Origin of the sequence: Nocardia sp. NPDC019395 (genome assembly GCF_040632335.1) — a bacterium.
Classification (GTDB): Bacteria; Actinomycetota; Actinomycetes; order Mycobacteriales; family Mycobacteriaceae; genus Nocardia.
Genome location: NZ_JBEYBT010000001.1, coordinates 666,044 through 680,071, shown reverse-complemented (window position 1 = coordinate 680,071; position 14,028 = coordinate 666,044). Strand labels below are relative to the sequence as shown.

The following is a 14,028-nucleotide window of genomic DNA, read 5'->3' as shown; positions in this document are numbered from 1 at the left end:
GAGCTCGTTAGCGCTACAAATGATTCTATCGATCGAACCGACTACGGCGCGATCCCCCCGCGTGATCACCGGCGCTTTTTCCATCACACGCCAGTATGCCAGAACTTCTTCCGGCACACCGGTGTTGGATGCATAGATTCTAAGGACCAGTGCATCGAGGGCGCCGGGGGATGTGTTCGCGACAGGGTGAATCACCCACGGTGCGGCCGGATTCGGCCGCACCGTGGCGATATCACAGACCGAGTGGTGGCGAGGGTGGGAACATCACCGGCATCGCCGCGAGTGCGCGATGGAAAGGCCCTGGCCGCCAACGCAGTTGCTCGACCGGGCAGGCGAGCCGCATTTCGGGGAGCGCGTCGAGCAACTGATCGATCGCGTTGTGGGCGACCATATAGGCAATCGACCTGGCCGGACAGGCATGCGGGCCGCCACCCCAGCCCAGGTGCGCATTGTTGTCCGTGTACTGACCGGAGTGAATCGCCGGATCGTTGTTGCAGGCCGACATGCCTATCACAACCGGCTGATCGGCGGGCAACCAGACCCCGTCGAGCATGATCGGCTGCCGGGGGTAGCTGATGCAGTAATTCGCCATCGGCGGGTCGGTATACAGCAGCTCGTTCAGCGCGTCCTGGGTCGTAGGGGCCGCACCGGGTGACAATGCGCCCGTGAACCTGGGGTCGGTGATCATGAGCAGCAGAGTGTTGACCGTCAGATTGGTCAGCGGCTCGATCCCCGCCCCGTAGAGCACGGCCAGCTGGTGCACCATCTCCGAGTCCTGGAGCCCCGCCGGGTGGGCCAGCAGGCGAGAGGTGATGTCGCGGCCGGGTTCGGCGCGCTTGAGCGTGACGAGCTCCAAGAGCGCTTCGTTGATCACGGCGTCCGCGTCGGTGGCGGCGGCGCCGCCTTCGAACATGGCAGCCATGCCGGCGGCGATATGCTGCCCGAGATCCGGTGGGCAACCCAGCATGGCGTTGAGCATCTGGAAGGTCAGCGGGAAGACATACTGGCCGATGACGTCGGCTTCGCCGTCCATGCAGAAGTCGTTGATCAGCGGGGTGGCAATCGCTTCGACGTTCTGGTGCATGGAGAAATGATCGACCCCATCGAGGGCAGCCGCGATTGCCTGCCGGTACCGGGCATGTTCCGATCCGGTACTGCGCATCACATTGGGCCGCCAGCCCATCATGGGCATGAGCGGATGGTCGGCGGGAACGGTCTTCTCCCACGAACGCGCGTCCGCCGGAAAATGTTCGGGGTCATTGAAGATCCGAATCGCGGTGTGATACCCGATTACCAAGGTGGCCGGAACACCAGGTGCCAGCTCCACCGGCGCGAGAGTTTCATGGCGACGGCGCATCTGAGCGAAGACACGATGCGGATCGGCGGCATACTCCTCGGTATACAGAGCATCACGAGCCGGGGCATCAGCTCTGCCTGAGGCGGAGTACGGGCATTCGGCGGTGCCGGTTTCGGGCGACGGTAGGGACATGGTCAATGCCGGGAACTCCAATGAAAGCAACAGCGTCAGATCCGGGAAGTTGTCCGATTTGGGACATCTCCTGTGTCGGAACATTATTGATGTAATGGATCAGCCGCAAGCGCACGGGTAGTGCGATAGACCACTGCGAACTGCGCCGGGCACCTGCGGGGCCGGTCGGCGAACGGGATAGATTCCCCAGAATGCGCAGGCCAGACCGGTGCACGGAGGTGCGGAGTCAATTCCGGATTTCCGCAATGGGTTCCGTGATCCGAGTATCCGCGACGGCAGGGGCTCCGCGTTCTCCAAACGGTGAGCCGGGCAATTTCACCTCGGCAGGCGAAACACGGGCCCGGATAATGTTTTTGTATGTCACATTTCCGCCAAAATAGCGGATGAGGTTGCAGTGCGAATGGATTTGCGTGCACCTTCGCGGTGCAGAAGACCTTCCTGGAGCTGTACAAGCAGCACAAGGGCGAATACTTCGGCCGGGCGAAGCCGTGAAACGTCCGGCCTGATCACACTAGGTGAGCGGATTGATCCAGAATAGGCCGTAACGAACCCGAGGAGATCATCATGACGATCCACCGGATGGATCACGCCGGCATTGTGGTCGAGGATCTCGCGGCCGCTGTCGCGTTCTTCGTCGAACTGGGCCTGGAGCTCGAGGGCGAAGCAACGGTCGGTGGCCCCTGGGCCGACGACCTCCTCGGACTGGACGGCGTGCGCGCGGATATCGCCATGCTCCGGACTCCGGACGGCCACAGCCGGGTCGAAGTCTCGACGTTCCACTCACCGGCAGCCACCGGCACCGCGCCGAACGCGCCGGTGAACACTCCGGGCATCCCTCGCCTGACCTTCGTCGTCGACGATATAGACGATGTCCTCCACCGCCTGCGCTCCCACGGCGCCGAACTCGTGGGCACGGTTGCCCGATACGAAGACATCTACCGATACGGCTACGTCCGCGGCCCCGCCGGCGTCGTCATCGGGCTGGTCGAGGAACTCCACTGAACGACACGCGTGCCGGCGGGTCAACCCGTGATCTGGGCGCCGGTGGTCTGGTCGACGAGTTCGACGAGGACGCCGTCGGGGTCACGGACGGTAGCCATGACCACCGTTATTCCGTCGGTGGACACCTCACCTCTTTTGCCGTCGCCGAAACCCAACCGGGCGAGCCGGGCAAGGGTGCTGTCCACATCGCAGTACAGCGAGATCAGCAGGAGACCGGTGCCCTGGGGTCCGGCAGACTCCGAGCTGTCGGCGGCGCCGGGAATGCGCACGAGCTCGATCGTGCCGGCATGCGGGCTCGCGGGATCGCCCAGCATGATCATCTCCATCGTATCGCCGGGCGCATCGAACAAATGACGCCAAGGTCCTCGGAATTCGCCTTGGACGGTCACCTGCATACCCAGCCCGTCCCGGTAGAAGAGCAGGCTCTTCTCGAGATCGGAAACACGAACGGCGGTGTGGTGGACGACGCTTCCCATCGGATTTCACTTTCCTTCGATGCGGGCGGGTACATCTGCCGGCGCGTCCGGCGCGGTCGCGGCGATGTGTAATGCGCCGAGCAGTCTGCGAGAGGTCTCGGGGGCCTCCTGGGCGAGGCAGGCGGCCGCCACGAACCGGTCCGGTCGGAGGAACAGCACCGATTCGCGATGCCGGTCGAACCAGGACTTGATTCCGCCGGGATCACCCACGAGGCGGACATCCGGTCCGTAGCCGCCATATCCGAGCTGGGCCTGCGGGACGACGGCGATGAAACGTGCCCCGAACGCCCGCCAGGAATCAGCGGCCTCCTTTCCGAGGAGGGTCACCGGGTCGTTGTTCCAGGCCAGGACGGCGAACCAGTTGCCGAGCTCCTCGTCCAGCGGCACCTCGCCTGCCGGAGTCGCCACGGTGGGCTGGATGAACAACCGGCCGACGGGCGAATTTTCCGTCGCCGCGGGCACGACCGCGCCGCTGGTGTATCGCGGCATGGGTTTGAAGCGCATCTCCACGATGTAGCGCTTGAGGGCCGGGAGGATCGATGCTCGTGTCAACAACGTGTCGCGCAGCCGTGCCAGCGGGCGGTTGCGGATCGAGATCACCTTTCCGACCGTCGTCGAGAGGTCGATCATCGCGCGGGCATGGTCCCGCCGCTCCTCGTCGTAGGTCGCCAGCAGGGCTTGGCCGGCCGTGCCGGTCGCGACGGCCGCAAGCTTCCACCCGAGGTTGGCCGCGTCGCGGATCCCGCTGTTGTAGCCCTGGCCCTGCCAGACCGGCATCAGGTGGGCGGCGTCGCCGGCGATCATGATCCGGCCCCGATGGAACGAACTCGCGATCCGGGAATGATGGGTGTAGATCCGCTGCCGGATGATCGCGGCATCCTCGGGGCGAGGGATGTGGCGCCCCAGCAGCCGGTGCACGAAATGTGGCGTATCGACCTGCTCGTCGGTCTCGTGCGCGAAGAGCATGAACTCGAACCGGCGGATGCCGTGGGCGATCGAGATGGACGCATAGGGCCGTGCCGGATCGGCACCCACATAGCTGTTCGGCGTGCCGAGCGGGTCGTTCTCGAGGTCGACCACGATCCATCTCGTCGCCGAGGTCGTGCCTTCGAAATCGACGTCCATCAGCCGACGAGTCCCGCTGCGACCGCCGTCGCAACCCACGACGTAGGGCACGTGAACGCGCCGGGTCTCGCCGTCGGCGTCGGCGAGCGTGACATCGACGCCGTCTCGCGTCTCCGCGAAGTCCTGCATCCGGGTCGACCACGCCACCGTGACCCCCGGGTATCGCTCGAGCCCCCGCAGCAGCTCCGCGTCGACCAGCGGCTGGACGAATCCGTTGCGACGCGGCCACCCGTACTCTCCGGCGCTCGGTGCCATCTCGGCCAGGAGTTTCCCCTCGCCGTTGACGAACCGGAGGATCTGATACGGAATTGTGTGCCGCTGCACCCGATCCGCCAGCCCGATCGACTGGAACGTGCGCAGCGATTCGTCGTCCAGGCCGACTCCGCGCGGGTAGTCGATCAGTTCGGCCCGCTCCTCGACCACCAGTACCCGCAGCCCGCGGGCGCCGAGGATATTGGCCAGGGTCAGCCCTACCGGGCCCGAGCCCACGATGAGTACGTCCGGTCCGTCCTCTGCCCCGTCGGCGTCCACACTGTTCGCCGCGACTCCCGCGTTCTTGTTCACGAACCCACCTTGACTCGGTTGTAGATAACGGCTTCTTGACAGCGCTGGCACTCCCCGCCATGGTGCTACACATAGTGAGCAGTGATGTGCGATACCCGAACAATATCTCGGGATGGTCGGTATCCGCTCCGGGCGACTCGGGAAAGGTTGCGCCATGGCCGCCGCACAGGGACCAGTCGGTTACGTCATCGGGGTCGATATCGGCGGAACCTTCACCGACTGCTCGGTGGTGACACCGGAAGGGCGGGTGTACGCCGGGAAATCGCCTACCACGCCCGATGATCGGTCCCGGGGCTTCTTCGATGCCATCGAGGACGCCGGCCACGGGATCGGACTCGGCCTCGACGAACTGCTGGCGCAGTGTTCGCGTCTCGTCCACGGAACCACGACCGGTACCAATGCGCTGATCACCCGGGACGGGGCGAAGACCGCGCTCGTCACCTCGGCCGGCCACGGCGACATGATCTACCTGATGAAGGGCTCGGGGCGCCTCGCGGGAGTGTCTCCGGAACAGGTCTTCGACCTTCCCGGTACGGATAAGCCGGAGCCGCTGGTGCCCAGATCCCTGGTCGCCGAGGTTTCCGAACGTGTCGATTTCGAAGGCGACGAGATCGTGCCACTCGACACCGAGGCGTTGCGCGAGCACATCCGGCGACTCGTCGGCGAGGGCGTGGATTCCTTCGCCGTCAGCTTCCTGTGGTCCATGCGCGATCCGGCCCACGAGCGAGCCGCGGTGGAGATGATCAGCAAAGAAGCTCCCGACGCGTTCGTCACCTGCGCCTCGGATCTGACCGTGCGTATCGGCGAATACGAGCGCACCAACACCAGCATCATCAACGCGTACATCGGCCCGCTGATGCGCCGGTATATCGGCAATATCGATGCCGGTGCCGCCCGGCGCGGCTATGAGGGCCGTGTCCTCTACGCGCAGTGCGCGGGTGGGGCGATCACCACGGAGGAGGCGCAGCGCGCCCCGATCAAAACCGTCCACTCGGGCCCCGTCAGCGGCACGCTCGGAAGTTCCTATCTCGCATCGCGACTCGGCGAACCGAACGTGATCGTGACCGATATGGGTGGTACGTCCTTCGATGTCAGCATCGTGCGCAAGGCGAGTCCCGACCTGCGCGACGTATCACTGCTCGAACGGTTCGACGTGGCCCTTCCCATGGTCTATCTCGACTCGGTCGGCGCCGGGGGCGGCAGTATCGCCTGGATCGACCCGGCCGGAGGGCTGCAGGTCGGTCCCCGCAGCGCCGGTGCTGTTCCCGGCCCGGCGTGCTACGGGAAGGGGGGCACACAACCCACCGTCACCGACGCCGATGTCGTTCTCGGCATTGTCGATCCGGACAACTTCTTGCACGGTTCGATGCGACTCGACGTCGATGCCGCCCGGGCCGCGGTCCGGCAGGTCGCCGAACCGCTCGGCCTGAGCATCGACGAGGCGGCCGCCGGCATCTCGCGCATCGTCGACAGCCGGATGGCGGATCTGCTTCGCCGCGTCAGTATTCTGCGCGGGCTCGATCCTCGGGACTACGTCTGTTTCGCCTACGGCGGTGGCGGGCCCGTCCACGCCGGGGCGTATGCCCGGGAGGTGGGGTTCAAGAGTCTCATCGTGCCCTTGGCCGAGATGGCCCCGGTCTGGTCGGCGTTCGGCGCGGCAACGGCCGACGTCGTGCACGTCGTGCAGCGTTGGGAGACCGTCGACCTGCCGGCGTCGCCGGACCGTTCGGGTGCGGTTTTCGAGGAGCTCGAGCGCGAGGTGCGCGCCACCCTGGCCGACGAGGGCTTCACCGGTGAGCGCGTCACGATCCAACGCTCCCTGCACATGAAGTACCGGGCACAGGTGTATCAGGTAGAGGTGCCCCTGGCCGCCGGGCCGTTCGCGGCCGGCACTCTGGCCACTGCCGAGAACGACTTCGAACGAATCTACGACGAACTCCACGGCGAGGGCTCCGGATACCGCGAAGGTGGCGTGCAGATCGCGGGATTCAGCATCCATGCCCGTGGATTGGTGGAACCTGTCGAGATCCGGCCCGATACCGATATCGCCGAGGTTGTCAGCACATCGCGTTCCGTCTACTGGTACGAACTCGGACAGCGCGTCGAGACCCCGGTTCTGCGAATGAAGTCGGGGCGGCTGGCAGAAGAACTCGAAGGCCCACTGCTACTGCAGTTCCCGGACACGGTTGTCACCATTCGTCCGGGCCAGCGCGCTCGGTTCGATTCACTCGGAAACCTCGTCCTCGATGTGTGAGCGCGCCGTCGCGGGCGAGACGCCATATTCCCAGACCATTGCGATGAGAAAGCGGGACGCACGGTGACCGGTATCGACGTGACACGCGTGACCGAAGACGGCATTCTGCGCCACCCGCAGGCACAACTCGACCCGGCGTACGGCGGGCCGTGGGACGGTAAACGCCTCGCCTACGCGCCGGCGGACCCTTTCGAAGGAACTCCGTACCTCGATCTGCACGGCGAGTTCGACACCGCTATCGATCCCATCACCTACCAGGTGCTGCGGTCGCGTTTCTGGTTCCTGAATCTCGATCACGGCGAGATCATCCAGCGGGTGTCGGGCTCGTTCGCCGTGGTGTCGACAATGGATTTCGCGGTCAGTCTGCTCACCGAAACCGCCGATATCGTCACGGTGGGCCCCTCGCTGCAGTACTTCTCCACGCTCTCCGATCTGGTGGTGCGCTGGACGATGGAGAACCGGAGCCGGGGCGGTATCACCGACGGTGACGTCTTCATGCAGAACGATCCCTACGTGGGGTGCGCACAGCAGTCCGACAGCGCGATGTATGCCCCGGTGTTCTGGGACGGAAAACTGTTCTGCTGGATCTACAACGCGATGCACGTGGGCGATCTGGGTGGTATCGACCCGGGCGGCTGGTCGATGAACGCCCGGGACATCTACGACGAGGGCCTGGTGCTGCCCCCGGCGATCGTGGCCAGGAACTGGGAATTCGAGCAGGACATCGTCGATCTGTTCGCCCGCTCGGGCCGGGACCCGGGGATGATCACCCTGAACCTCCGGGCGCAGCTCGCCGGCCTGCGCTCCACGCACAAGCGCGTTGTCGAGTTGCTCGAACGCTACGGTCCGCGCACGGTCAAGGGAGTTATGCGGCGCATGATCGCGGATACGTCCCGGGTGGTCAGCGAGCGTTTGAAGAGTATTCCGGACGGACGCTGGAGCGAACGCCTGCAGGTCGTCGGGCTCGAGGGGGACGGCCGCACCATCGCTCCGGAAGTCCTCACCCTGTCGAAACGGGGTGACGAACTGATGTGCACCAACGAGGGGACCGCACCGCAATCGGGCTGGGGTAATGCCACCTACGGTGTGTTGCGCGCCAACGTGATCGCCGCCCTCAATGCGGCGCTCGCCTACGACCAGCTCGGATGTATGGCCGGTGTTGCCAACCACGTCGTTTTCGCGCCCGTACCGGGCACGCGCAATGCCGCCAACCACCCGGCCGCGGTATCCGGCATCTTCAGCTCGATGCTCGGCGGCAACCTTGCCGGGCTCGTGGTCAGCAAGATGGTCATGAGCGGACCGGACGAGCTGCGCAGCCATGCCAACGGTTCCGGCGGACTGGCATCGCCGATGGGCGATTTCCTCATCGGATTCAACGCGGACGGCAGTCTGGTCAGTGTGGACGCCGGAAGTCAGGGCACCGGCGTGATGATCGGCTGCATCGGCGCGTTTCCCCACCGGGACGGGATCGACGCAGGCTCGGCGTGGTGGACGCTGGGAACCACGGCGGGCAACGTCGAGGAGGGCGAAGCCACGGGCGTCGGGCTGGTGATGGCCCGTCAGGAGAATGTGGACAGCGGGGGTCCCGGCCGGTGGCGCGGTGGTAACGGCGCACTGTCGGTGTACATCACGCACAAGGTCGCCGTCGGCGTCGCGCAACTCGCCTACTGCGATCCGTCGTCGAGCGTTTCGGACGGCCTGGGCGGCGGATACTCCGGTATCTCGACCCAGGCCTACCACGTGACCGAGGGCCGGTACGGAAAATTCTTGGAACAGGGGCGGGTTCCGCGGGACATGCGGGAGATCGAGGCCGGCGGCGGGAAGCCGGAGCTGATGCATCCGCGAGCCGTCGTGCCGAACCTCGCACCGGGCGATGCCATCGTGGTGCGCTACAACGGTGGTGGCGGATTCGGCGACCCGCTGGACCGGGAACCGCAGCGTGTTGCCGACGATATTCGCGACGGGCACGTGAGTGCCGCCGCGGCCCGATTGCATTGGGGGGTCGTCCTCGAGGAGTCGGGTGAGCTCGACCCGGCGGCGACGACCCGGCGGCGTGCGGAGATCCGGGAGCGGCGCCGGGCGCGGGCGCGGGTTCCCGATGGCTCGCGGCCCGTCCGTCTTCCGGATGCCGAGATCCTCGTCCGCGGCGCGGCGGGCAATGTCGATGTCGTTCGGGGGGATGATGGTCCGCTCTGGGCGTGCTCGGCATGTCGAACCGGACTCGGACCCGCGGACGGCAACTTCAAGTCGTCGGCCGCGCGGATCGAGGCTCCCGGCCACGAGGTGGACGCCGCGATGTACCCCGATCCCGCGCGATTCGGAGATCCGGACCTACTGCTGCGCCAGTATGTATGTCCCGATTGCGCGACCCTGCTCGCGCAGGAGTTCTGCCATCACGACGACGAACCGTACTGGGATTACCGGATCACCGGCCAGTTGCCGGTAGTGGGAGGACGACAATGAGCACACCCGACCGGAACGACTCGCAACGGTTGCGCGACCGACGGATTCTGATCACCGGAGCGGCGTCCGGAATCGGCCGGGCGACAGCGGAGATCTTCCACCGGGAGGGCGCGCGCCTGGCCCTGATCGACCGGCAGGAGGATGCGCTACAGGAGGTTTCCGGCGAATTGGGTGCGCTCGCCTACCCGCTCGACCTCACCGACCTCGATTCGGTCGAGCCGGGGATCGCCGATATCGAGAAGGCGCTGGGCGGGCTGGACGGGATCGTCAACTGCGCCGGCATCGGCAAGGCGGCCCCGATCGGCGATACCGACCTCGGCTTGCTGATGCAGTTCGCCTCGGTCAATCTGCTTGCGCCCTATCTCATCTGCCGGGCGGCGCTACCCGCCCTGCGGCGCGCCGGCCGCGGCGCCACGATCGTGAATGTGTCCTCGGGTATGGGCGTCTTACCGAATATTCCGAACAACACGGCGTATGCCGCGACCAAGGGCGGGTTGATCGCCTTCACCAAGGGGCTGGCCGCCGAGGTGGGGCCACAGGTCCGGGTCAATGTCGTATGCCCGGGCGCCACCCTCACCCCGATGTCGGCACCGTTCCTCGCCGACGCCGGCAGTGCGGCGACCGACCACCTGGGCTTGAAGCGGGTCGCCGACCCGTCCGAGATCGCGAACGGAATCCTGTTTCTGACCAGCGATGAATCCTCGTATGTCACCGGCTCCACGCTCGCCGTGGACGGCGGGCGTACCTACCACTGATCGAGGTGACAGGGTTCCAACCGAGGAAGGACAAGACAGTGACGGCAGAGTTGTGCGGCAAGGTCGCGATCGTCACCGGCGGCGCCGACGGGCTCGGTGCCGCGACCGTGCGCCGGTTCGTGCGGGCAGGTGCCCGGGTGGTCGTCGCCGATATCGAGCGTGAGCGCGGTGAAGCGCTGGTACGGGAGCTGGGCGCCGACACCTTGTTCGTCCCCACCGATGTCGCGAACTCCGCGGATATCGCTGGCGTCGCCGCCGCCGCGCTCGCGAAGTTCGGGGCGCTGGACATCATGGTCAACAACGCTGGTGTATCCGGGCGGCTGTTCGAACATTTCCTGGACGACGACCTCGCCGACTTCGATCGGGTTCTACGCGTCAATCTCCTGGGCGTGATGGCCGGTACACAGCGGGCCGCGCGGCATATGGCCGATGCCGGGGGCGGATCGATCATCAACATCGCCTCGATCGGCGGCATCCTCGCCGGGCACCGGGTGATGACCTACCGAGCGTCGAAGGCTGCCGTTATTCACTTCACATCCTGCGCGGCAATCGATCTCGGTGGGTACGGGGTCCGGGTGAACTGCATCGCGCCGGGCAATATTCCGACATCGCTCCTGTCCGGTGCGCTCGCCGACAGCGCGGAGGCTCGAGAACGCGTCGTGCAGGTCCGCCGGATGATGGCGGCGAACCGCCCGCTCGATCAGGAGGGCACGGCGCACGACGTGGCCGAGGCCGCGCTCTATCTGGGCAGCGACAGCGCCCGCTACGTCACCGGTGTCACGCTGCGTGTCGACGGTGGCACCGCGGCGGGACACAACGATCCACTGGCCGTCAGAGCAACGACGGCAGCCGCCCACCAGAAGGAGAGCGAGGGATAGCCGTGAACAACTCTTCGGTAACCGGGCAGGGGCCGGAAATATTCGAATTTCCGGCAGCCCGTGACGGGCGGTGCCCGTTCGATGTTCCCGCGAAACTCGTCGATTCGGCAGCGCGGCAACCGATAAGGCGGGTGCGAATCTGGGACGGCAGCACGCCGTGGCTGGTCACCGGCAACCAGGAATTGCGAATGCTTTCGTCGGATCCACGCGTGAGTACGGATGACCGGCTGCCCGGATACCCGCACTGGAACGAGGGCAGGGCCGCCAACGCGGCGAACCAGGCCGATAGCATGCTGAATACCGACGGCCCCGCGCACTTGCGCCTGCGCCGCATGGTTACCCGGTCGTTCGCCTACAAGCGTGTCGAGGCCCAGCGGGAGCGCATCCAGCAGGCCACCGATGAACTGATCGACACCATGCTCGCGGGCCCGAATCCGGTCGATCTGGTCGAGGCCCTGGCGCTCCCGCTGCCGTCCTACATGATCTGCGAGATGCTGGGCACGTCCTACGACGACCACGACTTCTTCCAGCATCATGCGTCGGCTGCGATGGATCGCTATGCGACCCCGGAGGCGCAGATACACGCGTTCGGCGCTCTGCAGGGCTACATCCGCCAGTTGATTGAGGAGCGGGTGGACGCGGGCGAGCCGGGCCCCGGCGTCATCGGTGAGCTCGCCGAGAACGTTCGCGACGACGCGCTCGGACTGGAAGAAGCCGTAGCCCTCGGCAACGCTCTGCTGATCGCGGGCCACGAGACCAGCGCCGGCATGATCGCCCTGGGAACCGCCGCCGTGCTGCACCACCCCGACCAGCTGGCGGTGCTGCGCGATACCGATAACCCGAAGGTTGTCGCGAAGGCCGTCGATGAGCTGCTGCGCTACCTGAGCATCGTGCACAGCGGTCAGCGGCGTATCGCGGTGGGAGATATCGAGATCGGTGAGACCACCATTCGAGCCGGCGAAGGAGTGATCCTGGATTTCGCCGCGGGCAACTGGGATTCCCGCACATTCGAGCAGCCGGAACGGTTCGATCTCGCTCGCGGCGACGTCAGCGCGCAGGTCGCGTTCGGCTTCGGACCGCACGGCTGTATCGGTCAGCAGCTGGCCCGGGTGGAACTCCAGGTCGCTTTCGGCACGATCTTCCGCCGTATCCCGGCCTTGCGGCTCGCGATCCCGTTCGAGGAACTGGAGTTCATGCACGATCGGCTCGCCTACGGCGTCTACTCGCTCCCCGTCACCTGGTGAGCGGTCCGGCTCGGGTTCGCCGCGACACTACCGGCGAAGACGAAGCCGCGGTACGAATGGTCCAGGATATCCGCCGCCATGGTGGAGTACTGCGCGATACCACCCATGTAGACGAGCATCTTCCCGACGCCGTTCGCCACGTTGCCGCCCACGTACCACGCGCCCTCGTGGGCGGGCCCGCTCGCGGCCGCGGCCTCGTAGACATGCTCGGTCCATGCGTCGGCAGCCTCGGCAGTGCAGTCGATCCACCGCGCCCCCGTCGACTCCGTATGCTCCATGATGTCCGCGATCCACGGCGCCTGGTACTCGACGAAGGCGGGACTGTTCGACCCGACTCCGTGGGCACCGGCGTTGAAGAACATATTCGGGAAGCCCGGTGTCGCGACCCCGAGAACCGTGTGCGGGCCGGCCGACCACGCATCCTGTAGCGAGCGCCCGTTCAATCCACGGATATCGATCTGCCTGAGAGCGCCGAGCCATACCTCGAAACCCGTCGCGCAGACGATGATGTCGAACTCGCGCTCCCCCTCGGTGGTCTCGATCCCGGCGCGCGTGATGCGCACGACCGGAGTCTCGGTCATGCTGACGAGATCGACGTGTTCTTCGTTGAAGATCTCGTAATAGCCGGTGTCCTTGGGCGGGCGGAATCGCCCGAAACCGTGATCCTTCGGGATCAGGCGCTCGGCAACCGCTGGATCGTGGACCCGCCCGCGTATCCGTTCTGCCAGGTAATCCGACCACATTCGGTTGGCTTCGCCGTCGCTCATCGCATCGGTGAAGTTCTCGGCCAGGATCCGCAGGCCCATCACCTCGTCGTAGAGGTAATCGAACTTCTGCCGGCGCTCTTTTTCGCTCACCTCCGGCGCTGTCCGGGTCTCCCACTCGTGGAACGCCTGCGCGGCGAGGTTGACCTGCCGGTCTTTGAAGTACTCCGCGAACCGGGCCCGGAAGTCGTCGTTCTCCTTGTCGGTGAGCGGGCGGTTGTTCAGCGGCGTGCTCCAGTGGCCCCGGCGTTGATAGACGGTCAACTGGGCGGCCTCCTTCGCGAGGAAGGGAGCGATCTGGATTCCGGAAGAGCCGGTGCCGATTTGGGCGATGCGCTTACCGGCGAGGTCGAGACCCTCTTCCGGCCACAGCCCGGTGTGCACGAGCGGCCCGTGGAAGTCGTCCTTCCCTTCGAGCGGTGGGAAGATCGGGTGCGAGGTCATCCCGGTGGCCAGGATGAGGTAGCGGGCGGTCAATGTGCGCCCGGTGTCGGTGGTCACGGTCCAGGATCCGGAGGCGTCGTCGAAATGAGCCGCCTCGACGGTGGTGTTCAGCAGCACCTCGTCGCGCGAGCAGAAGCGATCGATGATCCAGTTGTAGTAGCGCTCGAGGTCTTCCTGGCTCGCGAAATGCTCCTTCCAGGTCCACTTCTGCGCGATCTCGGGATCGAAGAAGAACCCGTAGGAGTACGCATCCGAATCGGTGCGTGCGCCCGGATATCGGTTGAAGTGCCAGGTACCGCCCACCCCGCTACCTCGTTCGATCAGGAGCACCTCCAGACCTCGGCGATGCAGCTCGACCAGCTGCCGTACGCCGGCCATCCCCGCGCCGACGATGACGGCATCGAGCCGGTTTTCCCGGGCAGGATCGACGACCTGCCGAGAGTCGAAGAGAGCAGCCATTGATCGTCCTCCATGAATGTCACGTTCCTCGGCGAGACGCGCGGGTCGACAGCGCCGACGATTGCCCATGATCGTACAGATAACGCACTGGCGTGTTCATAAATAGAACTT

Annotated in this window: 10 protein-coding genes; 6 read left to right on the top strand and 4 right to left on the bottom strand. The window is 65.8% G+C overall.

Annotated elements, in window-relative coordinates; all coding sequences use genetic code 11:
• Positions 1–232: 232 nt before the first annotated feature.
• Positions 233–1,327, bottom strand: a complete 1,095-nt coding sequence (locus ABZ827_RS03150) for a cytochrome P450 (protein ID WP_357232066.1) — start codon at positions 1,325–1,327, stop codon at positions 233–235.
• A gap of 726 nt (positions 1,328–2,053) precedes the next feature.
• On the opposite strand from ABZ827_RS03150, the gene ABZ827_RS03145 reads away from it, so the two are divergent.
• Positions 2,054–2,491: a VOC family protein gene (locus ABZ827_RS03145; protein WP_357232063.1), complete on the top strand. Its 438-nt coding sequence runs from the start codon at positions 2,054–2,056 to the stop codon at positions 2,489–2,491.
• A gap of 20 nt (positions 2,492–2,511) precedes the next feature.
• Here the strand turns inward: ABZ827_RS03145 and ABZ827_RS03140 are convergent, their stop codons facing one another.
• Positions 2,512–2,967: a VOC family protein gene (locus ABZ827_RS03140; protein WP_357232060.1), complete on the bottom strand. Its 456-nt coding sequence runs from the start codon at positions 2,965–2,967 to the stop codon at positions 2,512–2,514.
• Between the two features lie 6 nt (positions 2,968–2,973).
• Positions 2,974–4,812, bottom strand: coding sequence for a bifunctional 3-(3-hydroxy-phenyl)propionate/3-hydroxycinnamic acid hydroxylase (locus tag ABZ827_RS03135; protein WP_357232057.1), 1,839 nt, complete (start codon positions 4,810–4,812; stop codon positions 2,974–2,976).
• Here ABZ827_RS03135 and ABZ827_RS03130 point away from each other — a divergent pair.
• From ABZ827_RS03130 to ABZ827_RS03110, 5 genes are all read left to right on the top strand, one after another.
• Positions 4,811–6,910, top strand: coding sequence for a hydantoinase/oxoprolinase family protein (locus ABZ827_RS03130; protein WP_357232054.1), 2,100 nt, complete (start codon positions 4,811–4,813; stop codon positions 6,908–6,910). The two genes, ABZ827_RS03135 and ABZ827_RS03130, sit on opposite strands and share 2 nt — an antisense overlap.
• A gap of 63 nt (positions 6,911–6,973) precedes the next feature.
• Positions 6,974–9,373: a hydantoinase B/oxoprolinase family protein gene (locus ABZ827_RS03125; protein WP_357232051.1), complete on the top strand. Its 2,400-nt coding sequence runs from the start codon at positions 6,974–6,976 to the stop codon at positions 9,371–9,373.
• The gene (locus ABZ827_RS03120; protein ID WP_357232048.1) at positions 9,370–10,128 is read left to right on the top strand and encodes an SDR family oxidoreductase; all 759 of its coding nucleotides are present in this window, start codon (positions 9,370–9,372) and stop codon (positions 10,126–10,128) included. The genes ABZ827_RS03125 and ABZ827_RS03120 overlap by 4 nt, the downstream gene beginning before the upstream one ends.
• 38 nt (positions 10,129–10,166) lie before the next feature.
• Positions 10,167–11,006, top strand: a complete 840-nt coding sequence (locus tag ABZ827_RS03115; protein WP_357232045.1) for a glucose 1-dehydrogenase — start codon at positions 10,167–10,169, stop codon at positions 11,004–11,006.
• A gap of 209 nt (positions 11,007–11,215) precedes the next feature.
• Complete coding sequence (locus ABZ827_RS03110) at positions 11,216–12,250, top strand: cytochrome P450 (RefSeq protein ID WP_357232042.1); 1,035 nt, start codon at positions 11,216–11,218, stop codon at positions 12,248–12,250.
• Here the strand turns inward: ABZ827_RS03110 and ABZ827_RS03105 are convergent.
• On the bottom strand, positions 12,226–13,917 hold the full coding sequence (locus tag ABZ827_RS03105) for an NAD(P)/FAD-dependent oxidoreductase (RefSeq protein ID WP_357232039.1): 1,692 nt from the start codon (positions 13,915–13,917) through the stop codon (positions 12,226–12,228). The genes ABZ827_RS03110 and ABZ827_RS03105 overlap by 25 nt on opposite strands.
• Positions 13,918–14,028 lie beyond the last annotated feature (111 nt).